Source organism: Streptomyces sp. NPDC008238 (assembly GCF_042956445.1).
Lineage (GTDB): Bacteria > Actinomycetota > Actinomycetes > Streptomycetales > Streptomycetaceae > Actinacidiphila.
Genome location: NZ_JBIBGK010000005.1, coordinates 351,783 through 378,429, shown reverse-complemented (window position 1 = coordinate 378,429; position 26,647 = coordinate 351,783). Strand labels below are relative to the sequence as shown.

Sequence of the window (26,647 nt, the reverse complement as noted above, 5' to 3'; positions counted from 1 at the left end):
ATCGCCGCTGCGGCCCTCATCCTGCTCCAGCTCGAGTACGACCGAACCGTCTAAACGATCACGCAGCGTCATGATCCATTACCGGGAAAGGCTCAATGAGCGATGTCGGGACTCGCAGCGGGGACCGGAGGCCCGGCTCGCGCCTTCCCGGTACGGTCGGGGCGCGGGGATGATGTTCGCGTGATCGAAGACTTCCCGCTGTTGCCGTTGCCCCAGTACGCCGTGGTCCGGATCGGCTGTTCGCCAGAGGTGCCCGCCGAGATCGCCGGCGACCTGCGGCAGATCGGCATCCCAGCCGGGCTCATCGGCTATGAGTACCAACCCCTGACCGAGGCGACGCTGCTGAGCGGGGTCGGGGAGAGCGGGGCGGTCGTCTTTGGGACCAGCGGCCTGTACGGGCGGCTCGGCATCGATGTGGCTTCGCTTCGCGTCGTGCACATCTCCAAGATCGAGTCCGCGACCGCCTGGCATGTGAACAGGGACCTCGGAACCTTTCACCAGTGCGTCGCAGCCATCATCGCCCGTTTCCCGTTCTACGAAGAAGGCGAGGAGGACAGATTCCAGGAGGTGGCGGACGAGCTTCGCCAGCTCCTCGCCACCCTCGATGACACCGCGCTCGCACACAACGGGTTGTGGGAGACCATGTGCGAGGACGTGGCGATGGGCGACTACGCCAACTGGGAAGGGGACTGAGTCACCTCAGGCCTCCAGGGTCAGGCCGGTGGTTGTGAGGCGGCAAACTCCAGGGACGCCCGCCGTTGATCTGCAACTTGCTCGTGTCCTACCTCGGCCACGAGCTTGGCGAAGCAGTGCGCGGTCAACCCCGCAAAGGGCTCTGTCCAGGACGGCACCGACGGCCGTGATCGCACCAGCCACGACGTGATCGTTTCATTTGGGGAGAAGCAGGTCACGACAGGCTGCAGACTACGCAGCAGCAACCAACGCGCCAGCATCACATAAGCGTTGACCAGTCCAGAATCGTGTCATGGCCGAAGACGACCGCCGTGCGGCGGGACCACGCACGTTCCTGTCCTGCGCAGCCGAAGTGGCTCGACTGCTGGACCTGGGGGCCCGGACCGACGTCCCGGAAGATCGACGTGCTCGGCACCTGGCCCATGCGGTCCGCAAGCCGCTGCTGGAGAGCGCCGGCCTGCCCGAGGAGCTCTTCGCGCCGCTCATGGCCGCAGCTGTCTACGACCCGGACCCCAGCTTCTGTCGCTGGTTCGTCGAGCCGGCGGTTTACGCATTCGGACGCCGTCGGGTCATGACGGCACTGCTCGAGTATCTCCGGACGGGCACGGAAGCGGAGCGAGCAGGCGCCAAGCGGGCGTGGTACTGCGCCCACGTGCCGACGAGTGCCGCTCGCGCAGGTCCCCGTCCCTTACCTGCTGTTCCTGGAGAAGCAGCTCACAGACCTGGATACGTTCGTGCTCAAGCTGCCGGTCGACGTCCGTCCCGGTCACCTCGGCACACGACCGGGCGATCCACGCCGCCAGTTCGGCGATCCGCGCCGGGACGTCCCGGCCGGAGGCGCACCGTTACCCTTTCTCGGGGCGCTGATGGCCGCACGGAGCCGGCGCTCCGGCCTCGTCGGTCACCTCGGGCAGGTAGTGGTCGTTCACGTTCACACTGACACCGTCAGGATGGACAACGACCTCGAAGGGCCAGACCGTCGGATCCCCTGCGGCCGCGACCACGAGCGTCTCGCCGGGCTTCATCCAGTGATCGGTGCCCCAGGGCTCCACAAAAAGGCAGAGCATGCCCGGGTTGCCGTTGTGGACACTGATCTTCTGCATCACCGCACCGTATCGGCCGACCCGGACGCGAGCGAATCGGTTGACCACAAGACGACCGCACTGCTGGCCACCCGCCCGGCCGGGGAGATCGTCGCCGCTCAGCAGGTGCTGTGGGACCTCATGGCCGACTCCTACAGGAACCCCATGTGGGCGGCCGCGTACGTCATCAACGGCGGATGCTCCGACGACGGCTTCGACTACTTCCGTGGCCGGCTGATCGCGCAGGGCCGCGATGTCTTCGAGCGCGTGGTCGCCGATCCCGATGCCCTCGCGGAACTGCCCGTCGTGCAGGCCTCGGCAGCCTCAGGACAGGAGCTCGAGGGGGAGGACACGCTGAGCATCGCATGAACGTACATATCGCGGCGACCGGTGAGCAGCTACCAGCGGACGCTTTCACCATCCGCTACCCGGAGCTGGGCCCTGCGTGGGACTTCGATGACCGGGCCCAAATGGCGCGCAGACTGCCGCGCCTGGCCGCTCTCTACCTGAATTGACCTGCCCGGCCCGGGGCCATGCCGGGCCCGAGAGCAGGTTGCCCCTTGACGGGCCATGAGGACGGCAAAGGGGGACGGGGGAGCGCGGTGCCGGTGCGTGCGTGGGGGGCTTGTGGCGGAACCGTGGTGCGCGACAACGTTGTCAACTTGAACCGGGCATGACTATACCGCCCGGATGGGCAACGTTGTCAAGGGAGTTGACGTGCACCGGAGGCGGTCTACCGGGACACCGGTGGGGCGCGCTACTGTCCCCGCGGCTTGTGTGACCCGTGGTGCGCGCCCGTCCGTGAGAAGAAGGGCCGCGTCATGCGCTTGCGTCCGACGTCCGTGCTGCTGGCCGCCGTCCTGGCGGTCGGCGGTGCCACCCCCGCCCTCGCGGCGCCCGCCGCGCCGCCACCCGATCTCGTACAGGACCCCACCGCCTACGTCGACCCGCTGATCGGCACCACGAACGGCGGCAACGTCTTCCCCGGCGCCGTCATGCCGCAGGGCATGCTGTCCTGGAGCCCCGAGACCACCCGCGGCGACGCCACCCGCACCACGGCGCCCGGCGGCTACCACTACGACGCCACCCGCATCCGGGGCTTCAGCCTCACCCACATGTCGGGCACCGGCTGCGCGGGCGGCAGCGGGGACATCCCGTTCCTCCCCTACGCCGGCGCGGTCACCACCTCGCCCGCCGCGGACACCAAGGACGCGGTGTACGCGGCCGACTTCGCGCACTCCGACGAGACCGCCGAGCCCGGCCACTACAAGGTGGGCCTGTCCTCCGGCGTCACCGCGGACCTGACGGCCACCACCCGCACGGGCTCCGGCCGCTTCACCTACCCCGCGGACAAGCCCGCCTCCCTCCTGATCCGCACCGCCAACTCCGAGGTCGGTTCCACGGACTCGACCGTGACCATCGACCCGAAGACCCGTACCGTCTCCGGTTCGGTCACCTCGGGGAACTTCTGCGGCTACCTCGACCCCGAGGGCCGGCGCGCCTACTACACCCTCTACTTCACCGCCCGCTTCGACCGCGCCTTCACCGCGACCGGCACCTGGCAGGACGACAAGGTGAACCCCGGTTCCACCGGCGTCTCGGGCGGCACCGGCGGCTTCGCGGCCGGTGGTAACCCCGTCGCGGGCAAGGGCGCGGGCGGCTGGGTGGAGTTCGCGCCCGGCGGCGGACCGGTGAACGTCAAGGTCGGCATCTCGTACGTCAGCCAGGCCGGCGCCGACGCCAACCTCGCCGCGGAGAACCCCCCGCGGCGCTCTTTCGACTCGGTGCGGGACGCGGCCCGCCGTGCCTGGCGCGACCGCCTCGGCGCGATCAAGGTCGGCGGCGGCACCGACGCCGAGCGCACCACCTTCTACACCGCGCTGTACCACGCGATGATGCACCCCAACGTCATCAACGACAGCGACCGCAGATACCGGGGCGCCGACGGCGAGGTCCACACGGTGGCCCGCGGTCACCGGGCCCAGTACGGCACCTTCTCCGGCTGGGACGTCTACCGCTCCCAGGTCCAGCTGCTCACCCTGCTGAGCCCGCGCACCGGCTCCGACATCGCCCAGTCGCTGTACGAACTCGCCCGGCAGAACGGCGGCGTCTGGGACCGCTGGCTGCACGGCGCCGCCGGCACCCACGTCATGAACGGCGACCCGTCGCCCGCCGCCCTCGCCGGGATCCGGGCCTTCGGCGGCACGGACTTCGACCTGCGCGGCGCCCTGGACTCCCTGGCGAAGGCGGCGACCGTGCCGACGGAGGCGGACCTGTCGCCCGCGGGCAAGCCCATCCTCTCCGTGGGCCAGCGCCCCTCGCTGGACAAGTACCTGAAGCTGCACTACATGCCGTCCGTCTCCAACGCCTGGGGCGGCGCGGCCGAGACGCTGGAGATGTCGGGCGCCGACTTCGCCCTCTCCCAGCTCGCCACGGCCGCCGGGGACAAGCGCACCGCCGCCGACTTCGCCCGGCGCTCCCAGTGGTGGCAGAACAACTTCAACCTCGCCGCCGACCCGGGCGGCGGCTACATCGCCAACCGCGACGCCGACGGAAGCTGGGTGACCGGGTTCACGCCGGCCACCGGCAACGGCTTCGTCGAGGGCACGGCCGCCCAGTACACCTGGATGGTGCAGCACGACCCGGCCGGCCTCTTCGCCGCGATGGGCGGGCGGGACGAGGCCCGCGAGCGGTTGGACGCCTTCTTCCACAAGGCGGACGGGAGCTGGGCGTTCACCGGCAGCGGCGGCGACAAGTCGGAGATGGACAACGAGCCGTCGACCAACGTCCCGTACCTGTACGCCTACGCCGGCGAGCCCTACAGGACGCAGGAGACGGTACGGGCCGCGATGGGCGCGCTGTGGTCCACGAAGCCCGGCGGCATCCCCGGCAACGACGACCTCGGGGCGATGTCGTCCTGGTACGTCTTCTCGGCGCTCGGCATGTACCCGCAGGTGCCCTCGCGCGCCGAACTCGTCCTGGCCTCGCCGCTGTTCCCACGCATCGAGATCGACCGCCCGGCCGGCAACGACATCTCCATCCGCGCCACCGGCGCGGCGGCCGACGCGCCGTACGTCCGGTCGCTGAAGGTCGACGGCCGCACCAGTGACCGGCCGTGGCTGCCCGCCTCCTTCGTCGAGGACGGCGGCAGGCTGGACTACACGCTGTCGCGCACCGCCGACCGTGGCTGGGGAGCGGACGCCGAGGACGCGCCGCCCTCCTTCCGGGAGGGCGAGCAGCCGTACCAGGTGGGCGTCGGCCCGACCGCGGCGACGATCGCCCCGGGCGGCGGCAGCAAGGTCGGCATCCGGGCCCTGTCGCTGCGCGGCGGCCAGGCGCCGCCGGTGCGCTTCCGCGTGGAGGTGCCGGACGGCGTCACGGCGTCCCCCGCGGAGGGGACGTTCACGGACGGGTCCCAGGAGATCACCCTGTCGACCGCCGGGGACGTCAAGCAGGGCTTCTACGACGCCAGGATCGCGGTGAGCTACGGGGACACCTCGTACGAGCAGCCGGTGTCCCTGACGGTGGCCGCTCCGGGTTCCCTCATCGCGGCGTACAACAGCACGGGCGTCTCCGACGACTCCGGTGACCACGACGAGGCGGACTACGACGGCGGTGGCTGGAGCTACTCCCGTCAGGCCCTCGCCGCGGCGGGCCTGAGCGGCGGCACGCAGGGCACGGTCGCCGGCGGCCTCGCCTTCACCTGGCCGGATTCGCCCGCGGGCCGTCCCGACAACGCCTCCGCGACCGGCCAGACCATCCAACTGGCCACCCCGGCTTCACGGTTGTCGTTCGTCGGCAGCGCTGTCAACGGCGACCAGCAGACGACGGCGACGGTCACCTACGCCGACGGCGGCACCGAGGCCGTCGACCTGTCCTTCACCGACTGGACCGTGGGAGGCGGTGGCGGCAGCGTCCGCTTCGGCAACGAGGTCGTCGCCAAGACCGCCTACCGCAACGTCGCGGGGGCGGACAAGGACCCGGTGGCCACGTACGTCTTCGCCACCACGCCCTTCGAGGCACCGGAGGGCAGGGCCATCACGAGCGTGAAGCTCCCGCAGAACACGGACCTCCACGTCTTCACCCTCGCGGTGGACTGACGCGGAGCCACCCGGGCGCGGGCGCGGAGCCGGCTCCGCGCCCGCGGAAGGGCCCTTGCCCCCGGTGCGTCACCGGGGACAAGGGCCCTTCGTCCGCCGTGCCGTCCGGCTACTTGACGCCGAAGGCGCGGATCAGGGTCTGGCTGACGCTGTTGCCCTTCGTGTCCCGGGCGGTCGTCCGCAGGCTCGCGAAGCGGGCCCGCGACGGCGCGTCGAGCTGCGCCTTCCAGCCGCCGCCAGACTGCCGCAGGGTCGTCCTGCGCCAGGTGGCGCCGTCGTCGTACGACACCTCCACGGTCACGGTGCGGATCGTCCCGGCGCCCGCCGCGCCCTTCAGGTGCGAGGCGGTGACCGTCAGGCAGGTCCGGCGGCCGGCCTTGCCGGACAGGTCGGTCGCCACGGCGTAGTCGAGCTGCACCAGCGGCAGGGGGGTGAGGACCGAGTAGTCCGTCGTGCTCGAGGTGAAGCCCCACTCGGTGCGGGTGCGGGTCGAGTACGGCCGGTCCGGCAGGTTCCGCTTGCCCTCCACGACGATCCGGTAGGGCTGCGGGTCGGGCGACATCCCCTCGGCGGTGACGATGCGCTCGTTGTAGTCCTCGCCGAGCAGCTGGTCGCCCTGGTAGAGCGAGGTCTTCGACGTGTCGCCGTCGGCCCACGTGACGCCCGCGTGACCGCCGGAGTCACCCCAGGCCGGCAGGCTGGACGTGCTGATGATGTCGCCGACCCGGTAGGGGGCCGTCCAGCTGATGCCGTCGTTGAGCGCCCGCGGGTGCTGGACCGGCGCGAACCACGTCTCGCTGCTGGTGCTGCGCGGCTTGTACGTGCGCACGACGCCGCGCTGGCCGAGGTCGGGCATGGCGGCCGAGGAGATCCAGCGGGCGCCGTCGCCCGCCGTGACCCACGAGGTGAGGGTGCCCTGGGCCGCGACCTGCGTCGGGTCGATGAGCGCGGGCCGGTTGAAGACCAGCGAGACGTCCTCGCGGTACGCCACCGCCCTGCCCTGCGTGGTGTTGCGGAACGACTCGTCGATGCGGGCCAGTTCGCCGGGGCCGGGGCGGTAGGACGGGTCCTTCGGGACCGCGCCGTCGCTGTGCCGGATCAGGTCGTAGGCGTAGCGCGGGTACGGGTGCGAGACGACCTTCAGCGTCGTCGTGCCGTGCCCCCGGAGCCGGCTCAGCAGCCGCGCGCCGTCGTCGGTGCCGAGCGAGGCCACCGGCAGCGGGGCGCCTTCGGGCAGGTCGGCCCACGGGTCGTAGGTGCCGTAGCCGTCGTTCAGGATCAGCAGCTGGCGCGCGCCGGCCTTCGCCGCGGCAGCGGCCTGGTCCGGGGCGGACACGATGTCGCTGCGGCGGACGACGGCCACCTGGCCGCGCACCGGGAGCTTGCGGTAGTCGGCGGCCGAGCCGTCACCCGCCCAGACCGCCCGGTACGTCCCCGTGCCGTCGGGCAGCTTGGGGGACAGGCTCTGGATCGTGACGTCGTCGTAGGTCTGCGAGCCCGCGGAGAACGTCAGCGGCGGCTGGATCTGCCGCCAGCGGGTCGCGAAGTGGTACGAGCCCTCGGTCACCTTGGGGGTCGGGGTGACCCAGAGGCTGTCGTACCGCCAGTACTCGGGCATGTAGCTGTCGAGGAACGGGTACAGGTCGCCGTTGGTGCGGTACTGGTCGACCCGCATGAACTGGTTGGCGGTCGCCTGCGGCGTGACGGCGGCCGCCTTGCGGAGGTCCGCCGCGTCGAAGCGGACGGTGCGGTCGGCGTCGAGGTCGATCTGCGGCGCCGAGAACATCGCGAAGCCCAGCGTGTGCGTGCCGTCGATGCCGGGCACGTCGCTGTTCACCCACGCCGAGTAGGTGCTCGGGGGCAGGCGCAGGTCGATGCGGCCCGAGGCGTCGACGGCGAACGCCTTGGGCGCGGTGTTGCGCTTCACGTCCTTGAGGATGAGGGTGCCGGGCAGGGCCTTGCCGTGCCGGTCCTTCGCGGTGACCGTCAGCATGGTCCGGCGGCCCTCCTTGTTCACCCCGACCGTGGTGCGGGCCAGGGTCGTGCCGTCGGCGCCGGTGGCGACGAGGCGGGTGGCGTAGGCGCCGTTGTCCTCGGCGGCGTCGAGGTGGGTGATCACCCCGACGGAGGCGGTGCCGTGCGCGGGAACGGTCAGCCGCGGGTCGGTGAGGGTGAACAGTCCCTCGGGCAGCTGACCCGGGCGCAGCGCCAGGTCCAGGGTGACGGGCTCGGCGCCCGAGTTGGTGTAGGTGACGTCCTTGCGGACCGTCTGACCCGGCGTGTACGGGTAGTGGGTCTGCGCGTAGGCGTCGCCGGAGGCGAGCAGCGTGGCCTTCACGGCGGCGGCGGCGTCCACGCGCCCGCTGCCGGACTCGAAGGGGCTGAACCGGTCGATGGTGCTCGCCGTGGTGCTGATCAGGGCGTCCTTGAGCTGCTGCCCCGTCCAGTCCGGGTGCTTGGCGGCCAGCAGGGCCGCGGCGCCCGCCACGTGCGGCGTCGCCATCGAGGTGCCGCTCATCGTCTGGTAGGCGCCCTCGCCCTCGGGCGCGTACTGCGAGCGCGCCGCGAGCACGTCCACACCGGGACCCGTCAGTTCGGGCTTGACGGCGTTGTCGCCCACGCGGGGGCCGCGGCTGGAGAACTCCGCGAGTTCGTTCACGCCCTTGCCCGGGCCACGGACCGCGCCCACCGTCAGCGCGGCGTCGGCGGCACCGGGGGCGCTCACGCTGTACGGCGCAGGGCCGGAGTTGCCCGCCGCGACGACGAACAGCGCCCCGGTCTCCTCGCTGAGCCGGTTCACGGCCTCGCTGAGCGGGTCGGTGCCGTCGGTGGGGTCGCCGCCCAGGCTCATGCTGATGACCTTGGCGTGCTGGTCGCGGGCGGCCCATTCCATGCCGGCGAGGATCCAGGAGTCCTGACCGCTGCCGAAGTTGTCCAGGACCTTGCCGATGTGCAGGGACGCGCCGGGGGCGACACCCTTCTCCGTGCCGCCGGAGGCGGCGCCGGTCCCGGCGACGGTGGAGGCTACGTGGGTGCCGTGACCGTGCCGGTCGGTGACGTCCTGGTCGGGTACGAAGCTCTGCGTCGCCGCTATGCGGCCGGCGAAGTCCGGGTGGGCGGCGTCGATGCCGGTGTCCAGGACGGCGACGTCCACGCCCTGCCCGGTGTCCCCGCCGTCCCAGACCTCGGGGGCGCCGATCTGCGCCGTCGTGTCGGACAGCGTCGCCTTGACCTTGCCGTCCAGCCACACCTTGGCGATGCCGCCGGCCAGCCGTCCGGAGGGCTGTTCGCCGGCCGCGCTTTTGGCGGTGGCGCCGGTCAGGGAGGACCAGAAGTCGGCCGCCCGCCCGTGTTCGGCGGAGATCGCCGCGCCCTGGATGCTGCTGAGGGTCAGGGACTTGCGCGCGCCGTCCGGGGTCTTGGCGCTGCGGGAGCGGGCGGCGGCGTCGGTGTACGTGACGATGAGCGGCAGCCGGTCGCTGCGGGCGTCGTCGTAGCCGTCCGCGAGCAGCGAGGTGACGTTGAAGAGCCCCTCGTCCAGGGCTCCCGAGGCGATGTAGGGCACCGCGGCGTCGGGGTAGACGTAAGTGTCGGAGCCCACCGACATCACGTGGGCTCCACCGGCCCGGCCCTTCGGGTCGGTGACCGACGTGACGGACGCGGAGCGGCCGTTCCCGGTCACGGTGACCTGGTCACCGGTGATCAGGGTGACGGTGCGCACGGTGGCGGGAGCGGCACCGGTCGCGGCGGGGGAGGGGGACGTCGCCGAAGGGTCGGCCGACGCGACCGGACCCGTGGCCGTCAGCACCACCAGGGCGGCGACGGCGGCTGTCAACCCGCGTCTGCGGGACGGAGGCATGCGCAAGGGAACCTCGTGGACTCGATGGGCTGGGGTTGAACGCAGTCAGCCATCCGTTCGCATCCGTGTAAAGGCGGCCCTTTGGCACTTCTGTGCCATGTCACCAAGTGGACACGGCGCAAAGCGGCGCAATGATCGGCAAGCAAGACACACTGCACGGTGTGGGCGTCCGCCGCGTAGCGGAACACGTGTCACACGTTGCTGACGTAGCGTCAGCTCGCCCACCGCACACAGGCCGGAGATGGAGAACGATGACGGACGCCGACGCGCCCTTTGAGCTGGTCGGACTCGACGCGGCGGCGGAGGCCGTCTACCGCGACCTGCTGGCACGCGGTGGCGGGACGCTCGACGACGTCACGGCGGCGTCCGGGCTGGGCGCCGCACCGGCGCTGGAACTGCTGGAACGCCTGCACCACTCCGGCCTGCTCAGCCGCCGTTCCTCGGGGGAGTACCTGACGGTCGACCCGCGGCACGCCCTGCGGGCCCTGGTGGAGTCCCGGGAACGCCAACTGGCCGCCGTACGCGACGCCACCGGGCCGCTTGGCGCGCTGTTCGACGAGGCCAGGCGGTCCAGCGCCGGCCAGCCCGCCACACGGACGATCAGCGGCCCGGAGGAAGTCGGGGACTGCTACTACCGGTTGCACCAGAGCGCCACGTACGAGATCTGCGGACTGGCCCGGCCCCCCTTCCTCTTCTCCCCGAACGGGCCGCTCGACGAGGCCGCCGTGCGGCGCGGCGTACGGGTACGGGTCGTCTACGCGGCCGCCAGCTTCGACGAGGACGGCGGGGGGCAGGAGCTGGACAGCCTCGTGTCGCGCGGCGAGGAGGCCAGGGTCGTGTCCTCGCTGCCGGTCAAGCTGACCATGGCGGACCGTTCGGCGGCCATGGTGTCGCTGAGCCTCGGCCCCGACGGCACCGACACCCTCTACACCGAGGCCCCGCCCCTGCTGGAAGCCCTGACCGAGCTCTTCGAGCGCTACTGGGCCGGCGCGGCCTCGCTGAGCGGACCGGGCTCCCACCCCCCGCCGGCGGCGCCGCCGTCCGCCCCGAGCGAGCGGGTGCGCGAACCCACCGACGAGGAACGGAACCTGCTCGCCCTGTTCGCCGCCGGCGTCAAGGACGACGCCATCGCCCGGCAGTTCGGCATGTCGACCCGGACCCTGCGCCGGCGGATCCAGGACCTCTACGCGGAACTGGGCACCACCAACCGCTTCGGCGCCGGCGTCGCGGCGGCCCGGCGCAACTGGGTGTGAGCACCGCGTACGGGCGCGGAGTTGCGCCGGCGTGCCGCCGGGGGACGATGGGAGGAGGGCGCGGCGGTGCGCCGCGCCGTCCGAGGTGGTCCAGGTGCCCGAGGTGCGAGCGGTCGACTACGGCGTCACCAGGTTCGACGTCCCCCTGCTGGGAACGTTCGAGGAGGCCGTGCGGCGTTACGAGTCCCTGGTGCCCCGCTACCGTGCGGAGGGGATCCGGGACCTCATCCGTTCCGGCGGCTCGTGGGAGGGCGCCCTCGCCGAGGCGGCGGGCAACGCGCCCCACGGATTCATGATCTTCTGGAAGGACTCCGGGACGGCGCTGATGACCCTCGCCGGCGACCCGACGCCGTTCGTGATGTACCTGATGGGCAACTACGCCATCGCCGAGCGGATGTTTCGCCACGACCCCGCCGCCATGATGCACGCGCCGCTGCGCACCGAGATCTACCGGGGCGCCGACGCCCCGCGCTTCGTGATCGACCGGCCGAGCTCCCACTTCGGCAGCTACGGCAGCGAGGAGATCGCCCGGGTGGGCCTGGAACGGGACCACAAGGTCGCCCGCCTGCTCACGTTGATGGAGGCGCCGGTGCCCGCCGGGCTCGGCTGAGGCGGCCATGACCGATCTCCGGTACGACACCCACGTGTGCGACGGGTTGCGCCGCGCGAAGGGCCCCCGGCTGCCCGACGGAGGCGCCATCCACTCCTCGCCGCTGACGTCGACGCTGATCCTCGGCGAAGCCGAAGCGGTCCTGGTCGACCCGCCGTTCACCCGCGACCAGGTGCGCGCCGTCGGCGACTGGATCGAACGCTCCGGCCGTCGGCTCACCCACGTGTACGCCACCCACGGCCACGGTGACCACTGGTTCGGCACCGATCTGCTGCTGCGGCGCTTCCCCGGGGCGGTGCCGTACGCGACCGAGGGCACCATCGCGCTGATGCACCAGCAGGCCACGGTGGGCCGGCGGACCCGGTGGGACGTGGACTTCCCCGGGCTCGTCCCCGACAGTCCCGTGGTCTACCGGGTGGTCCCGGACGAGGGGTTCACGCTGGAAGGGCATGCGCTGCGCCCGGTGGAGACCGGTCACACCGACACCGACGACACGACGGTCCTCCACGTCCCGTCGATCGGTCTCGTGGTCGCGGGGGACGTGGCCTACAACGGCGTCCACCAATACCTGCGGGAAAGCGCCGGCGGCGGGATCAACAAGTGGCTCGCCGCGCTTGGCACCGTCCTCGCGCTCGGCCCGCACGCGGTCGTGGCCGGCCACAAGAACAGGGCCCTGCCGGACGACCCCGTGATCCTGGAGCAGACCCGCGACTACCTGCTCGACGCGCAACGCCTGCTGGCGGAGGAACCGCGCCCCCGCACCTTCTACGACCGGATGCTCCGGCGCCACCCGGACCGCCTCAACCCGGGCCCGGTCTGGTACAGCGCCCTCGCCCTGCTGCCCTGACGCCCTGCCCGCGGCGGGAAGCGGAGCGGCGGCCGCGGCCCCGGCTCCGGCCCCGGCTCCGGCCCCCGATAAAAAATGGACGTCCATTCATTATGATGGCGCCATGCAGAGCACACCCAGCCGCACCGCGCAGCACGTCGCGCTCTTCCGGGCACTGGAGTCGGTGCGCCGGGGGCCGCGCCTGTTCACCGACCCGTACGCCGCCTCGTGCCTCGGCCGCGGCTACCGCCTGGCCGTGACGATCGCCCGGTGCCCGGGGATGGCACGGTTCCTCGAGCGCCGGATCGACCGGCGCTGGCCCGCGGGTCCGCGCGCGTCGGCGGTGGTCCGCACCCGGCTGATCGACGACCTGGTCGTGGACGCCCTGGAGGGCGGCGCCCGGCGACTCGTCCTGCTGGGCGCGGGGTACGACAGCCGGGCCTTCCGGCTGGAGGCGGCGCGCGCCGCCGGTGTCGTGGAGGTCGACCACCCGGCGACGCAGGCGGTCAAGCGCACGCTGGCCGGGGCCTGGTCCGCCCGCGCGGGCCGGCCGGGTGAGGACGTGAGGTTCGTCGCGGCGGACCTGATGCGGGAGGACCTCGGCGACGCGTTGCGCGGAGCGGGGCTGGGCGGCGAGCGCGCGGTGGTGGTCTGGGAGGGCGTGACGAACTACCTCGACGCGGCGTCGGTGCACGCCACGCTCACGGCGCTCGCCGCCGTGCTGGCGCCCGGGAGCCGGATCGTCCTCACCTACATGGACCGGCGGGCCCTGGACGGGACCGGGGACTTCGAGGGCGTCGCCGCCTGGGCGGACACCGTGCGCACCGCCGGGGAGCCCTTCACCTTCGGCTTCCTGCCCGGCGAACTCCCGGCGTACCTGGCCGCACGCGGACTGGAGCTCACCCTGGACGAGTCGGCGAGGGAGGCCGCCGCGCGGTACCTGGAGCCCCTGGGGCGGCACGAACCGGCCGCGCCCTTCTACCGCGTCGCCCAGGCCGAGGTGAAGTGATGCCCAAGGTCAGTGAGGAGCACCTGCGGGCACGGCGCGAACAGATCCTCGACGCCGCCGCCCGCTGCTTCGCCCGGTCCGGCTTCCACCGCACCACCATCCAGGACATCGCGGCCGAGGCCGGTGCCAGCGCGGGTCTGGTGTACCGCTACTTCACCGACAAGGACGCCATGGTCGTGGCCATCGCGGACCGGTGGCACTACCAGCAGGCCCGCCGGCTGCACCTGGACGAACCCGCCGGGAACACCGCCGACGCCCTCGGTGACGTCGCCCGGGGCTTCCTGGAACTCCTGCGCTCGCTCGCCGAGCCCGGCGAGCGGAAGCGCGTGCAACTCGGCGTCCAGATCTGGGCCGAGGCGCTGCGGGCCCCGCAGGTGCACGCGGTGGCGCGGGAGGGAGTGGACCGTCCCCGCGCCGTCGTCGGCGAACTGGTCCGGGCGGCCCAGGAGCGCGGCGAGTTGGACGCCGCGTGGCCGGCCGACGGCCTGGCCAGGGTGTTCGTCGCGATCTATCAGGGGCTGGCGCTGCAGACCGCCTGGGATCCCGGGCTGGACAACACCGGTTACGTCGCGGCGGTCGAGCGCCTGGTTGGCGCGCTCGCACGCTGACGGCACCGCTCTTCACCCCGCGTCATCCGCCCTCCGTCAGTCCAGTACGAGCGACGACAACTGCGGCGAGTAGGTGGCGTGCAGCACGAGTGCGGCGCTGCCCACGACGGCCGCGTCGGAGCCGAGCGGGGAGGCCGCGACCTGGACCACGCGGATGTGCCGGGCCAGGGGTCTGGAAGCCAGCGCGGAGGCGACGGCGTCGACGTACCGGGACTCCACGTGCTGGATGCCGTGGCCGCCGAGGATGATGAGGTCCACGTCGATGAAGTTGGCGATCGACACGGCGACCGTGCCGACGTGCCGCGCGGCCTCGTCGACGACGGCGGCCGCGACCTGGTCGCCGGCTCCCGCCGCGAGCTGGACGGCGGCGTGGTCGACGGAGGCCGGGTCGCGGTCGTAAGCCGGTGAGAGCAGGCTCGCCCCGGGCTTCTCGGCGAGACGGCGGTGCGCCTCGGCCACGATCGCCGACGGGTTCGCCAGCCCTTCCAGGCAGCCCCGGTTGCCGCAGTAGCACTCCGGGCCGTCCGACACCACCGTGGAGTGGCCGAACTCGCCGGCGTTGAGCGAACCGCCCCGGTAGACCTGGTGGTTGAGGACCAGGCCGCCGCCGATGCCGGTGCCGAAGAACAGGTAGGCGAAGTTCGCCACGCCGCGGCCCGCGCCGGACCACCGCTCCCCGACCGCGGCGGCGGTGGCGTCGTTGTCGAGGGTCACCGGGAGCCCGGTGGCGTCGCTGAGCATCTGCTGCAGCGGTACCCGGGTCCAGTGCGCGAGCTGCGGCGGGGCGACGATCATGCCGTTGCGCTGGTCGATCGGGCCGGGGGTGGCCAGGCCCAGCCCCAGGACGTTCCCGCGCGGCACGTCGGCCTCGGCCAGCACCTCGGCGACCAGGTCGGCCATGGCGGCCACCACGTGTGTGGGATCGGTGCCGGGGGGAGTGGGGCGCCGCTTGACGACCAGCGGCCGGCCGAGCAGGTCGACCACGGAACAGGTGAGTTCGACCGGGTCGAAGACGAGGCCGACGGCGTTGCCGGCGTCCGCGTTGACCCGCAGGGTGGTGCGGGGCTTGCCGCCGCCGGCGCCGCGGCTCGCGCCGTCCTCGCGCACGATCCCCTCGTCCAGCAGACGGCGCACGATCCCCGAGACGGTCTGCGGGGTCAGGCCCGTCTTCTGGGCGATCTCGACCCGGCTGATCCCGTCCGCGAGTTGGATCTGGTCCAGGACCACCGCCCGGTTGTACCGCCCGACTTTGGGGAGGTTTGTTCCTGCTTGCCGCACACGCGTTCCTCTCTTGCCGCAATGACGATACCGCTCCTGGGCGTTGACTTAGTAAAACAAATGGATTTAAAGTCCGGTGCCCAAGCCGTAACAGGTCCGGCATGGAGGCACGGCGCAGTGTCATCGGAGGCAAGTTGATGTCCACGAAATGTCGCATCCCAGGGGAGGCGGGCCCGCGTGATCGTCGCGGGACCCGCAGCGTGGAGCTGCGCGCATGAGCCGCGCCCCGATGCTGCTGGAGATGCGGTCCATCACCAAGACGTTCCCGGGCGTGACCGCGCTCGCCGACGTCAACCTGGTGGTGAAGGAGGGGGAGATCCACGCGATCTGCGGCGAGAACGGCGCAGGCAAGTCCACCCTCATGAAGGTGCTGAGCGGAGTCCACCCGCACGGCAGTTACACCGGTGAGATCGTCTACCGGGGCGACACCGTCCGGTTCCACGACATCCGGGCCAGCGAGCAGGCCGGCATCGTCATCATCCACCAGGAACTGGCGCTGGTCCCCGGCATGTCGATCACGGAGAACATCTTCCTCGGCAACGAGCCGCGCAAACGTGGCGGGATCGACTGGAAGGCCGCGCAGCACCGGGCGCTGGAGCTGATGGAGCAGGTCGGCCTCAAGGAGGACCCCGACACGCTCGTCAAGGACATCGGCGTCGGCAAGCAGCAACTTGTCGAGATCGCCAAGGCGTTCGCCAAGGACGTGCGGCTGCTGATCCTCGACGAGCCGACCGCGGCCCTCAACGAGGCCGACTCGCAGCACCTGCTCGACCTGCTGCGCGGCTTCCGGGACCGCGGCATCACCTCGATCATGATCTCCCACAAGCTGAACGAGATCGAGGCGGTCGCCGACACCATCACCATCCTCCGCGACGGCCGGACGATCGAGAGCCTGGACGTCGAGGCCGACGGCGTGAACGAGGACCGCATCGTGCGCGGCATGGTCGGCCGGGAGCTCGACAGCCGGTTCCCGGACCACACGCCCGACATCGGCGAGGTGTTCTTCGAGGTCCGCGACTGGACCGTGCGGCACCCCGCGTCCGACGAACGCCTCGTGTGCAAGGGCTCCAGCTTCACGGTGCGGCGCGGTGAGATCGTCGGCTTCGCCGGCCTCATGGGCGCCGGGCGCACCGAACTCGCGATGAGCCTGTTCGGCCGCTCCTACGGCACCTTCCTGTCGGGGCGGGTCTTCAAGGACGGCAAGGAGATCCACCTCAAGACGGTGTCGGAGGCCATCCGGCAGGGCCTCGCCTACGTCAGCGAGGACCGCAAGTCGATCGGCCTCAACCTGCTGGACGACATCAAGACCTCGATGGTCGCCGCCAAGCTCTCGAAGATCTCCCGCCACCAGGTCATCGACCCGGTGCGCGAGCACTCGATCGCCGAGGAGTACCGGCAGAACCTGAGGATCAAGACTCCCGGCGTGGACGAGGAGGTCGTCAAGCTCTCCGGCGGCAACCAGCAGAAGGTCGTCCTCGCCAAGTGGATGTTCACCGACCCCGACCTGCTCATCCTCGACGAGCCCACCCGCGGCATCGACGTGGGTGCCAAGTACGAGATCTACGGGATCATCCAGCGGCTGGTGGGCGAGGGCAAGGGCGTCATCGTCATCTCCTCGGAGCTGCCCGAGCTCATCGGACTGTGCGACCGCATCTACACGGTGTTCGAAGGCGCCATCACCGGTGAGGTGACGCGCCGCGACGCGAACCCGGAACTCCTCATGAAACAGATGACCTCTATGAAGAAGACACCGAGCCCATGAGCCGCATCTCAGACCTGCAGAAGAACCTCTTCGGGGGCACGGCCTCCAACGCCCGCCAGTTCGGCATGATCGCCACGCTCGTCGCGATCGTGCTCCTGTTCCAGATCTGGACGGGGGGCCTGACCCTGACCTCCGGCAACCTCATCGCCGTGGTCAGCCAGTACTCCTACATCCTGATCCTGGCCATCGGCATGCTGATGGTGATCGTCGCCGGGCACATCGACCTGTCGGTCGGCTCGGTGGCCGCCTTCACCGGGATCGTGGTCGCCAAGACGATGCAGGAGCACTCGCTCCCCTGGCCGCTGGGCATCCTGCTCGGCCTGCTCGTCGGCGCGGCGATCGGCGCCTGGCAGGGCTTCTGGGTCGCCTACGTGGGGGTGCCGGCCTTCATCGTCACCCTGGCCGGCATGCTCCTGTTCCGCGGCGGCAACCAGTACATCGGCAACGCCGACACCGTGCCGGTGCCCACCGGGTTCCGCGACATCGGCGCCGGCTTCCTGCCCGAGGTGGGCCCGGACACCGGCTACAACAACCTGACGCTGCTGCTCGGCCTGCTCGCCTGCGCGGGCGTGGTCTGGCGCGAGTGGCAGGCACGGCAGACCCGGCGCGCCATGGACGCCGACACCGCGCCGCTGTGGGTCACCGGGATCCGCCTGGTCGTGATGGTGGGCATCATCATCTTCACGACGCTGCGCTTCGCCGGCGGCCGCGTCGGCACCAGCTTCCCGATCTCGGGCATCATCCTGATCGCCCTGGTGCTGGCGTACTCGTACTACACCCGCAACACCATCGGAGGCCGGCACATCTACGCCGTCGGAGGCAACTCCCGCGCGGCCGAACTGTCCGGCGTCAAGCTCCGCCGCGTCAACTTCCTGGTCATGATGAACATGTCCGTGCTGGCCGCCCTCGCCGGCATGATCTTCGTGGCCCGTTCCGCGGCCTCCGGCCCGCAGGACGGTCTGAGCTGGGAGCTCGACGCCATCGCGGCCGTCTTCATCGGCGGCGCCGCCGTCTCCGGTGGTCTCGGGACGATCAGCGGCTCCATCGTCGGCGGTCTCGTCATGGCGCTGCTCAACAACGGTCTCCAACTGGAGGGCGTGGGCTCGGACATGGTCCAGATCATCAAGGGCCTGGTCCTCCTCCTCGCCGTCGCGTTCGACGTCTACAGCAAGAGCCAGGGTCGCTTCTCGATCATCGGCACCCTGATGCGTCCGTTCAACCGGAACGAGACGTCCACACCGGTCGACCCGCCGAAACCGGCCTCCGACCCCGACAAGGCTCCGGTCGCGGGCTGACCGACCGGCAGTACCCAGGGTGCCGCAATCAGGGCGGCGCTCGTCTCTCCCCGCATCACCAGGAAAGGGCACAACCCACATGCGCAGAACCATCACCAGAGGCATCGCCGTGATCGGCGCCGCCGCGCTGCTCGCCCTGGGCACGGCGTGCTCCAACGAACGCGAGGGCTCCGGCTCCACCGGCAAGGACACCAGCGACGCCAAGGGCGGCTTCGCGCAGGACGCCCTGGTCGGTGTCGCGCTCCCCGCGAAGACCTCGGAGAACTGGGTGCTCGCCGGTGACCTGTTCACCAACGGCCTGAAGGACGCCGGCTTCAAGGCCGACGTCCAGTACGCGGGTGCCTCGACCACCGTCGCGGACCAGCAGGCGCAGATCTCCTCCATGGTCACCAAGGGTGCGAAGGTCATCGTCATCGGCGCGACCGACGCCGCGCAGCTGTCCACCCAGGTCGCGCAGGCCAAGCAGGCCGGCGCCACCGTCATCGCCTACGACCGGCTCATCACCAACACGAAGGACGTCGACTACTACATCGCGTTCGACAACTTCAAGGTCGGCCAGCTCCAGGGCCAGGCGCTGCTGGACGGCATGAAGGCGAAGAAGGCCAAGGGGCCCTACACGATCGAGCTGTTCTCCGGTTCGCCGGACGACAACAACTCGAAGGTCTTCTTCGACGGTGCGATGGAGGTCCTGAAGCCCGCCATCGACAAGGGCGACATCGTTGTCGGTTCCGGTCAGACCGACATCAAGCAGACCGCGACCCAGGGCTGGAAGGCGGAGAACGCCCAGAGCCGCATGGACTCGCTGCTGAACTCCACCTACACCGGCAAGAAGACGCTCGACGGCGTGCTCTCGCCGAACGACACCCTCGCCCGCGCGATCATCACCTCGGTGAAGGGCGCCGGCAAGCCGGTCCCGGTCGTGACCGGCCAGGACTCCGAGGTCGAGTCGGTGAAGTCCATCATGGCGGGTGAGCAGTACTCCACCATCAACAAGGACACCCGCAAGCTCGTCGCCGAGACCATCAAGATGGTCCAGTCCTTGCAGAAGGGCGACAAGCCGACGATCAACGACACCAAGTCGTACAACAACGGCAGCAAGGTCGTCCCGTCCTACCTGCTCCCGCCGGTCATCGTGACCAAGGAGAACGCGGCCGAGGCCTACGCCAACGACCCCAAGCTCTCCCCGCTCACGAAGTAGTCCCGCACGACCGCAGCCGCCGGTGCCCCGGACCACGTCCGGGGCACCGGCGGCTGCCGCGTCCGCGCCGTCACGAGCAGCGCAGGAGACGGCGCGGCCCGATCCCGTCGTCGTGGATGAGCCGGATCTCGGTGTCGGCCATGCCGTCGTACCCGCTCAGGCACGAGGCGTCGATCTCGTCGCCGGCCAGGGAGATGGCGATCCGCTTCGCCTCCATCGCGTCGTTCGCGCGGTCCACCACGTAGTAGAGCCAGGTGGCGATCGGTCCCCGGGCGCAGACCCGGAACCCCACCAGCCACTTGTCCGCCGGGGTGGCGCGGCACGCCGAGATGTCCGGGCACCGTGGCGCGAGGGAGCACCCCACATGGTCGTGTCCGGGTGCTTGCCCGAGCCCGGACGCGGCCCTGACGATGTGCAGCATCGCGCGCCTCCTCAGACATCGGTCGTGCCCGGGTGGCACACGAGAAGAAGTTGAGCCGTCTACCACTTGACCGGACAGGCCCCCGCGGTGTGACAGGTGCCGTGGGCGAGGCGGCGTAGGGGGCGCCCCGTCCGTGCTGCCGTGCCGGGCACGCCGGCCCCGGGCGGCGCGTCGTGGACGCGGCCCGGGACCGGACGGCGCGCCCTCATCCCCAGGCGCCGGCGATCTGCCGGGTCGTCGCGTTGAGCCGGTTGAACAGGTTGGTCACGCCGATCATCAGCACGATCGCGGCCAGCTGCTTCTCGTCGAAGTAGGTGGCGGCCGTGTCCCACACCTCGTCACCGACCGCGTCGGGGCGGTCGGCCAGCCGCGTCGCGGCCTCGGCCAGCGCGAGCGCCGCCCGCTCCTCCTCGCTGAAGTACGGGGCCTCCCGCCAGGCCGCGACCGTGGCCAGGCGCTCGTCGTCCACCCCCGCCTTGCGGGCCGTCTTGGCGCCGCCGTCGACGCAGGCGCTGCAACCGTTGATCTGGCTCACCCGCAGGTGCACCAGCTCCAGCGTCTGCGCGTCGACCCCGCCGGAGTGCGTGGCCTTGATCAGTTCCTGGATGGGCTGCATCGCGCCGGACAGGACCATGGCCGGGTTCTGCATACGGGACTGCATCGTGGTTCTCCCTCTTCCGGTTCGGCGCCCCGTTCCCCGGGGCGTGACTCCATGACAGCGCCCGGGACTTGCCATGGCGACGGCGGTGGGACACCGTGGGACACCCCGCACCGCCGTGTACAGCGGCGATGCGGCTGCGACGGGTTGGTCCGGGGTGGGACAGGAAGGCGGGGGACGGGTGGTCGCACAGCGGCGGACGACGGAGGACGACGCACCGGAGGAGCTGGCCGCGCGGCTGCGCATGCTCCAGGAGCTGTCCGGGCGCGGGGTCCGCGCCCTGGCGCGGGACACGGGCCTGAGCTCGTCGTCGCTGTCGCGCTACCTCGCCGGCCGGACCGTGCCGCCCTGGCCGGCCGTCGTGGCCCTCTGCCGCCTCGTCAAGCGCGACCCGCGGCCCCTGCACCCCCTGTGGGAACGGTCCTCCAACCCCCTGCCGGCGCCCCCGAGGACCAGCCGCCAGGTCCACCCCCCGACGCCGCTCGCGTCGGCCCCGCGCCCGCCCCGCAACGACCTGCCGCGCGACGCGCCCGACTTCACCGGACGCCGGTCCGAACTCGCCGCCGTGCTCGACGCGGTCGGCGGCAGCCGGGTGGTCGCCGTGGACGGCATGGCCGGCGTCGGCAAGACCTGCCTCGCCGTGCACGCCGCGCACCGCCTCGCCGCCGACTACCCCGACGCCCAGCTCTACCTGGACCTGCACGGCTTCACCGAGGGCCGCCGGCCGCTCGACCCCGACCCCGCGCTGCGGGCGCTGCTCGCCGCCCTCGACGTCCCCTCGGAGCGCGTCCCGCAGGAGGGCGTCGAGCAACTGGCCGCCTGCTGGCGGTCGGAACTGGCCCTCCGGCGGGCCGTCGTCGTCCTGGACAACGCCGCCGACGCCGACCAGGTCCGCCCCCTGCTGCCCGGCGCGGGCTCCTCCGTCGCCCTGATCACCAGCCGCAACCGGCTGGTGGGCCTGGAGGAGGTGCCGCCGGTCTCGCTGGACGTGCTGACGGCGCAGGACAGCGCCGAACTGCTCGCCCGTGCCAGCGGCGAGCCCGCCGGCACCGAGGGACGGCTGGCCCGCGACCCGCGGGCGGCGGCCGAGGTGCTGCGGCTGTGCGGCAACCTGCCGCTGGCCCTGCGCCTGGCGGCGGCACGGCTGCGCCACCGGCCGGGCTGGACCGTGGGCGTCCTCGTCGAGCGGATGGCGGAGGGCCCGACCGAGTTCGACACGGCGTTCGCGATGTCCGTGAACCAGCTGGACCGCACCCAGCGCCGGCTGTTCCGGCTGCTGAGCCTCCTTCCGGGGGCGAGCTTCGACGAGTACGTGGCGGCCGCCCTCGCGGACACACCGCTGCGCGACGTCCGGGCGGTGCTCGAGGACCTGCTCGACGCGCACCTGGTCCAGCAGCCGGCGCCCGGCCGCTACCGGCTGCACGACCTGGTGCACCGCCACGCGCTGCGGGCCACCACCGAGCAGGACCCGGCGGCCGAGCGGGAACGGGCGCTGCGCCGGGTGCTCGACTACTACGTGCACGCCGCGGCCGCTGCCGACGCCACCATGCCCCTGCTGTCCCGCAGCCGCGTGCCCGGCGCGGGCCCCGCCCCCGCGGAACTGCCGCGGTTCAGCGGCAAGAACAGCGCCATGGCCTGGTTCGGCACCGAGTACCCCAACCTGCTGGCCGCCTTCGAGGCCGCCCTCGCCGCCGGGGCCGACGCGCACGTGTGCGAACTGCCGCGCTTCATGCGCTCGTACTTCGCGCGGCGCTGCGGCACCACACAGCTCAACGTCCTCTTCGAGGGCTCCCTCGCCGCCGCCCGGCGCCTGGGCGATCCGCGGCAACTGGGCGAGGCGCACAGCGACCTGGGCTTCGCGCGCTACAACGCGGGACGGATGGCGGAGGCCGCCGCCGCGTACGAGGCGGCCGCCGTGCTCGTGGCGGAGACGGGGGACGTCGCGGCCGAGGCCGAACTCGCCATGCGGCGCGGCTACCTGGGCTGGGACCAGGGGTACGTGGAGGAGCCGCTGGAGCTGTTCCGGCTGGCGGGGAAGCTCTACGCGGACGCCGGCAGCCCGATGGGCACGGCCCACGCCACCGCCTACGAGGCCTGGGCCGTGCTGCAGTCGGGGCACCGCGAGGAAGCGGCGCTACTGGCCCGCCGGGCGCTGGAGGTCCCGCACGACGACCCCGCGTGGGCGCCCGCCCTCACCGCGCTCATCACCCTCGGGGTGGCCGTGGCAGACGAGGAACCCGAGGCCGCCTCCGGCCATCTGCACCACGCCCTCGCCCTGGCCCGCGAGGACGGGCACCGGCACAACGAGGCATGGTGCCTGAACTGCCTCGGAGTCGCCCTGCGCCGCATGGGCCGCTACGAGGAGGCGCTGGCCGGCCACCGCGAGGCGTTCGCGCTGCTCGACGAACTCTTCGAGGAGCAGTGGAAGATCCACTTCCTCAACGGGTACGCGGAGACCTGCCGGCTCGCGGGCCTGCCGGAGGAGGCCCTGCGGCTCCACCGCCAGGCGCTCGGCCTCGCCCCCCGGCTGGGGTACCGCTCCGAGGAGGCGAAGGCCCACGAAGGGATCGCGGCCGTCCTCGACGCCACGGATCCGTCCGCCGCCGCGGAGCACCGCGCCGCGGGCCGGGCCCTCCTGAGGGACGCCGGCCCGGACGTCCGGACCGCGGTGCCTCAGCCCGCTGCGGGGACGTAGGGGAAGGCCGAGGACGGCTTCGACGTGACGGACTCCCTGCCGATGCCCAGCGTGACGGGCGTGTCGGCGGCGAAGGAGAACATCACGTCCGGCGCGTTGTCGGTCAGCGACCGGCCGTTCCACCGAGCGAAGCCGAAGGACGCGGGCGTGCCGATCGTGTACGGCAGCATGTTGGGGCAGAAGCAACCGACGACGAACCGGGCGTACGCCTCGGGGTCCTGGGCTGTGCCGTAGGCGCGGACCACGCCGGCGACCGCGTCGACGACGGCCTCGCCGTGGAGCCGGAGGTCGTCGGCGGGGGCGTTCTGGTTGAGCCGGTTGCCGAGTTCCTCGTCGAACTGAGCGAACAACGGGTGGATCATGGGCAGTCCGGCCCGGTTGACCGGGCGCCAGCCACCCGCGTCGGTGGCCAGTGAGTCCAGGCCCCACACCCCGATCCGCCGCTCCTCGCCGGCGACGGGCAGCAACTCCTCGTCGGGGACCTCCAGGACGACGGAGTACACGGTGTGGCCCGCGAACAGGTTCTTCGCCCCTTCACGGCTCCAGCCCGACAGGTCGAGGGTCGTCCCCTCCTTGAAGGCGCGCCCCACGGCGTGCAGCACGTCCGGCTCGATCCAGAACGGGTCGCCCGCCTTGCCGCACCACACGCGTCCGCCCTCCTCCGTGCCGACCGTCCCGCCGGTGCGGCCCCGGGCGATCACGGTGCCTTCGGCGGAGGGGTCGCGCGCTTCGGGACCGGCAAGCCGGCGCACCTCGTAGGTCTGCGCCCCGTCGGCCGTGTCCCTGCCCTCGCGTTCGGCGAAGACGAACCGGTACGTGAGGTCCTCGACGGCGTCGCCGTTGCCGTCGATCTTGATCTCGTACCGTCCCTCGGGGTGGAACCCGCGGGGGACGTCCTCACCCCCGAGGGAGTGGCTGTGGTTCGTCACGAAGACGGTCCCGCCCACGCCCCGGAAGACGTACAGGTCGGTGATGTCCAGACGGGGGTCCTGCCGGGCGAGGGGGCAGTCGAGGTGGTGGGACATACGGCGCTCCCGGTCGGCTGTGGGGCCGTGCGCATGGCGGCCGGTCCCTTCCACCATGCGAGCCGCGCGAAGGCGCGGCAACCGGGGCGTGAGGGCGCCGCCGCGGCCGGTCAGCGCGGCCCGTCGGGGGAGGCGGGGGAGGCGGAGGCGAGGGAGGCGAGCGCGGCCTCGCTGGGGCTCCCCGGCTCGGGGGTTCCCACGTGCAGCAGTTGCCCGGGGGCGTCGACCACCTCGAATGTCTGGTAGGTCAGCTCGACCCGCCCCAGCGCGGGGTGGACGAACACCTTGAAGGCCCGGGGCAGGCCGCCCACGGTCCGGTCCTCCCACAGTGCCGCGAACTCGGGTGAGGACTGGGTCAGTTCGGCGACCAGACCGGTGATGCCGGGGTCGTCCGGGAACCGCCCGGCGTTCAGTCGCAGCGCGTACACGGTGCTGCGCCGCAGCAGTTCCCGGTCCGTGAACACCTCCCAGCCGCGCGGGTGCCCGAACAGGATCCGGGGCATGTTCCGTTCGGCCCCGAACGGCGCGAGCAGCGCCTCGGCGACCGGATTCGCGGCGAGGACGTCGAAGGCCGGGCCGAGGACGTAGGCCGCGGCGTGCGGGAACGCCCCGAGCAGTTGCAGCAGTGCGGGGTGCACGCGCCCGGGGAGGTCGTCGCCCACGAGCCGGGGGGCGAGTCCCGCCAGCTGGTGGAGGTGGCCGCGGGCGTCCGGCGTGAGCTTCAGTGCCCGGCCGAGCGCGTCGACGACCTGGGCGGAGGGGTTGCGTTCGCGGCCCTGTTCGAGGCGGGCGTAGTAGTCCGCGCTCACCCCCGAGAGCACGGCGACCTCCTCACGCCGCAGTCCGCGGACGCGTCGCCCGGAGCCCCCCGCGGCCAGTCCCGCGGCGGCCGGCTCCAGGCGCGCCCGGCTCGCGCGCAGGAAGGCGCCGAGCTCGTTGTCGCGCGGTGGTGTCATGCCCTCGATGCTAACCGCGCGCGCCGGTGGAGCCGGGGACGGGCGGCGTGGGGGTGCCGGCCGGGTGGGTGTGCGGCACCCAGGTTCACGGACCCTTCCTCCTGTTCCGTCAGCGCGGTCGGATGGAGGGCGCGGCGGGTCGCCGCCGTGACCACACCTTCGAGAAGCAGGAACCACCATGTCGACGAACCCGAAGACCGTCCTGATCACCGGTGCCGCCAGCGGGATCGGCGAGGCCACCGCCCGCCGTCTCGCGCGCCAGGGCCACACGGTGCTCCTCGGCGCCCGGCGCACCGCGCGCCTGGCCGCGATCACCGACGAGTTGCGTGCCGCCGGCGCGCGGGCCGCGTACCGCGAGCTGGAGGTCACCAGCCTCGACTCGGTGCGTGCCTTCACCGCCGCCGCCGTGGAGGAGTACGGCCGCGTCGACGTGCTGGTCAACAACGCCGGCGTGATGTCCCTCTCGCTCCTCGCCGACCTGCGCGTCGACGAGTGGGAGCAGATGATCGACGTCAACCTCCGCGGCGTGCTCCACGGCATCGCCGCGGCACTGCCCGTGATGAGGCGGCAGGGGGCCGGGCACATCGTTAACGTGTCGTCGGTGTCCGGCCACCGGGTCGACCCGACGGCGGCCGTCTACAGCGCCACCAAGTTCGCCGTGGCCGCACTCTCCGAGGGCCTGCGCCAGGAGAGCCGGGACGTGCGGGTGACCGTCGTCAGCCCCGGCTTCACGCAGAGCGAGCTGACCGAGCGGGGCGGCTCGGAGGAAGCCCGGGCCGCCGCCCACGCGGCCGCCCGGCAGCTCGCGATCCCGGCGTCGGCCATCGCCGACGCCATCGCCTTCGCGATCGACCGGCCCGCGGACGTCGACGTGAACGAACTCGTCGTACGTCCCACCGCCCAGGGGTGAGCGGGATGCCGTCCACGCCGCCCCGCCCGTCACCGGGCGGGGCGGGCGCCGGACCGGCGTTCCTTCCCGTCGCGGCGCGCGTGAGCGCACGGCCGGGCGGTCCGCCGGGGCTCAGCCACGCCGGTGCGGGTCCCCGGCGTCGTGCTCGTCACGGGTGCGCCAGGACCCGGCACGAGGCTGCGGCCGCGCCTCCGGTGGCGGCTGCCGCCGGCGTACCCGGCGTCCGAAGGTCACCGCCGCGACGAGCACCACCACCAGCACGATGCCGACGACGAGCGGCACCGTGCCGACGAGGTGGTCATGGGTCAGGGCCAGGGGCATCCGTTCCGTCCACATGGGACGCGGCTACCCCGCGGCTCCGGATGAACGCATGCCGTCGTCGCCCGGGTGCCTCACGTTGGCGCCGATG

The 26,647-nt window shown here is 72.1% G+C and carries 19 protein-coding genes and 2 pseudogenes; 14 read left to right on the top strand and 7 right to left on the bottom strand.

Features of this window, described 5'->3' with window-relative positions:
• Positions 1-180: 180 nt before the first annotated feature.
• The 4 genes and pseudogenes from ACFZAU_RS15835 (at position 181) to ACFZAU_RS15820 (ending at position 5,875) form a co-directional block, all read left to right on the top strand.
• Positions 181-693, top strand: coding sequence for an SUKH-4 family immunity protein (locus ACFZAU_RS15835; RefSeq protein ID WP_500552627.1), 513 nt, complete (start codon positions 181-183; stop codon positions 691-693).
• Positions 694-1,355: 662 nt separating this feature from the next.
• Positions 1,356-1,406, top strand: a pseudogene (locus ACFZAU_RS15830) (hypothetical protein); the annotation flags it as partial.
• Between the two features lie 384 nt (positions 1,407-1,790).
• A pseudogene (locus tag ACFZAU_RS15825) lies at positions 1,791-2,290 on the top strand (DUF4240 domain-containing protein).
• Between the two features lie 306 nt (positions 2,291-2,596).
• Entirely contained in the window at positions 2,597-5,875 is a 3,279-nt protein-coding gene (locus tag ACFZAU_RS15820) for a GH92 family glycosyl hydrolase (RefSeq protein WP_500552626.1), read from the top strand.
• A 109-nt stretch (positions 5,876-5,984) separates the two neighbouring features.
• Here ACFZAU_RS15820 and ACFZAU_RS15815 read toward each other — a convergent pair whose 3' ends face one another.
• Positions 5,985-9,734, bottom strand: coding sequence for a S8 family serine peptidase (locus tag ACFZAU_RS15815; protein ID WP_500552625.1), 3,750 nt, complete (start codon positions 9,732-9,734; stop codon positions 5,985-5,987).
• A gap of 251 nt (positions 9,735-9,985) precedes the next feature.
• On the opposite strand from ACFZAU_RS15815, the gene ACFZAU_RS15810 reads away from it, so the two are divergent.
• From ACFZAU_RS15810 to ACFZAU_RS15790, 5 genes are all read left to right on the top strand, one after another.
• Complete coding sequence (locus ACFZAU_RS15810) at positions 9,986-10,987, top strand: LuxR family transcriptional regulator (RefSeq protein WP_500552624.1); 1,002 nt, start codon at positions 9,986-9,988, stop codon at positions 10,985-10,987.
• Positions 10,988-11,081: 94 nt separating this feature from the next.
• On the top strand, positions 11,082-11,597 hold the full coding sequence (locus tag ACFZAU_RS15805; RefSeq protein WP_500552623.1) for a DUF302 domain-containing protein: 516 nt from the start codon (positions 11,082-11,084) through the stop codon (positions 11,595-11,597).
• A 7-nt stretch (positions 11,598-11,604) separates the two neighbouring features.
• On the top strand, positions 11,605-12,444 hold the full coding sequence (locus tag ACFZAU_RS15800) for an MBL fold metallo-hydrolase (RefSeq protein ID WP_500552622.1): 840 nt from the start codon (positions 11,605-11,607) through the stop codon (positions 12,442-12,444).
• A gap of 103 nt (positions 12,445-12,547) precedes the next feature.
• Positions 12,548-13,432 (top strand): class I SAM-dependent methyltransferase, encoded by an 885-nt coding sequence (locus ACFZAU_RS15795; protein WP_500552621.1) that lies wholly within the window; start codon positions 12,548-12,550, stop codon positions 13,430-13,432.
• Positions 13,432-14,040 carry a TetR/AcrR family transcriptional regulator gene (locus ACFZAU_RS15790; RefSeq protein ID WP_500552620.1) on the top strand — a complete coding sequence of 203 codons (609 nt, stop codon included), beginning with the start codon at positions 13,432-13,434 and terminating at the stop codon, positions 14,038-14,040. The genes ACFZAU_RS15795 and ACFZAU_RS15790 overlap by 1 nt, the downstream gene beginning before the upstream one ends.
• Positions 14,041-14,076: 36 nt before the next feature.
• On the opposite strand, the gene ACFZAU_RS15785 is transcribed toward ACFZAU_RS15790, so the two are convergent.
• Complete coding sequence (locus tag ACFZAU_RS15785; RefSeq protein WP_500552619.1) at positions 14,077-15,267, bottom strand: ROK family transcriptional regulator; 1,191 nt, start codon at positions 15,265-15,267, stop codon at positions 14,077-14,079.
• A gap of 265 nt (positions 15,268-15,532) precedes the next feature.
• Between ACFZAU_RS15785 and mmsA the strand changes: the two genes are divergently transcribed.
• The 3 genes from mmsA (at position 15,533) to ACFZAU_RS15770 (ending at position 19,573) form a co-directional block, all read left to right on the top strand.
• The gene (mmsA, locus tag ACFZAU_RS15780; protein WP_499606758.1) at positions 15,533-17,080 is read left to right on the top strand and encodes a multiple monosaccharide ABC transporter ATP-binding protein; all 1,548 of its coding nucleotides are present in this window, start codon (positions 15,533-15,535) and stop codon (positions 17,078-17,080) included.
• Complete coding sequence (mmsB, locus tag ACFZAU_RS15775) at positions 17,077-18,375, top strand: multiple monosaccharide ABC transporter permease (protein ID WP_500552618.1); 1,299 nt, start codon at positions 17,077-17,079, stop codon at positions 18,373-18,375. The genes mmsA and mmsB overlap by 4 nt, the downstream gene beginning before the upstream one ends.
• A gap of 79 nt (positions 18,376-18,454) precedes the next feature.
• On the top strand, positions 18,455-19,573 hold the full coding sequence (locus ACFZAU_RS15770; RefSeq protein ID WP_500552617.1) for a substrate-binding domain-containing protein: 1,119 nt from the start codon (positions 18,455-18,457) through the stop codon (positions 19,571-19,573).
• Between the two features lie 70 nt (positions 19,574-19,643).
• Here ACFZAU_RS15770 and ACFZAU_RS15765 read toward each other — a convergent pair whose 3' ends face one another.
• Both ACFZAU_RS15765 and ACFZAU_RS15760 read right to left on the bottom strand, forming a co-directional pair.
• The gene (locus ACFZAU_RS15765) at positions 19,644-19,994 is read right to left on the bottom strand and encodes a hypothetical protein (protein ID WP_500552616.1); all 351 of its coding nucleotides are present in this window, start codon (positions 19,992-19,994) and stop codon (positions 19,644-19,646) included.
• Between the two features lie 205 nt (positions 19,995-20,199).
• Complete coding sequence (locus ACFZAU_RS15760; RefSeq protein ID WP_500552615.1) at positions 20,200-20,655, bottom strand: carboxymuconolactone decarboxylase family protein; 456 nt, start codon at positions 20,653-20,655, stop codon at positions 20,200-20,202.
• Positions 20,656-20,833: 178 nt separating this feature from the next.
• On the opposite strand from ACFZAU_RS15760, the gene ACFZAU_RS15755 reads away from it, so the two are divergent.
• On the top strand, positions 20,834-23,347 hold the full coding sequence (locus ACFZAU_RS15755) for a helix-turn-helix domain-containing protein (protein ID WP_500552614.1): 2,514 nt from the start codon (positions 20,834-20,836) through the stop codon (positions 23,345-23,347).
• Here ACFZAU_RS15755 and ACFZAU_RS15750 read toward each other — a convergent pair.
• Both ACFZAU_RS15750 and ACFZAU_RS15745 read right to left on the bottom strand, forming a co-directional pair.
• Complete coding sequence (locus tag ACFZAU_RS15750) at positions 23,326-24,372, bottom strand: DUF4331 family protein (RefSeq protein ID WP_500552613.1); 1,047 nt, start codon at positions 24,370-24,372, stop codon at positions 23,326-23,328. The two genes, ACFZAU_RS15755 and ACFZAU_RS15750, sit on opposite strands and share 22 nt — an antisense overlap.
• A gap of 110 nt (positions 24,373-24,482) precedes the next feature.
• Positions 24,483-25,328, bottom strand: coding sequence for a helix-turn-helix transcriptional regulator (locus ACFZAU_RS15745; protein WP_500552612.1), 846 nt, complete (start codon positions 25,326-25,328; stop codon positions 24,483-24,485).
• Between the two features lie 178 nt (positions 25,329-25,506).
• On the opposite strand from ACFZAU_RS15745, the gene ACFZAU_RS15740 reads away from it, so the two are divergent.
• Positions 25,507-26,238 (top strand): SDR family oxidoreductase, encoded by a 732-nt coding sequence (locus ACFZAU_RS15740; protein WP_500552611.1) that lies wholly within the window; start codon positions 25,507-25,509, stop codon positions 26,236-26,238.
• Between the two features lie 111 nt (positions 26,239-26,349).
• On the opposite strand, the gene ACFZAU_RS15735 is transcribed toward ACFZAU_RS15740, so the two are convergent.
• Positions 26,350-26,574: a DUF6479 family protein gene (locus tag ACFZAU_RS15735; RefSeq protein WP_500552610.1), complete on the bottom strand. Its 225-nt coding sequence runs from the start codon at positions 26,572-26,574 to the stop codon at positions 26,350-26,352.
• Positions 26,575-26,647 lie beyond the last annotated feature (73 nt).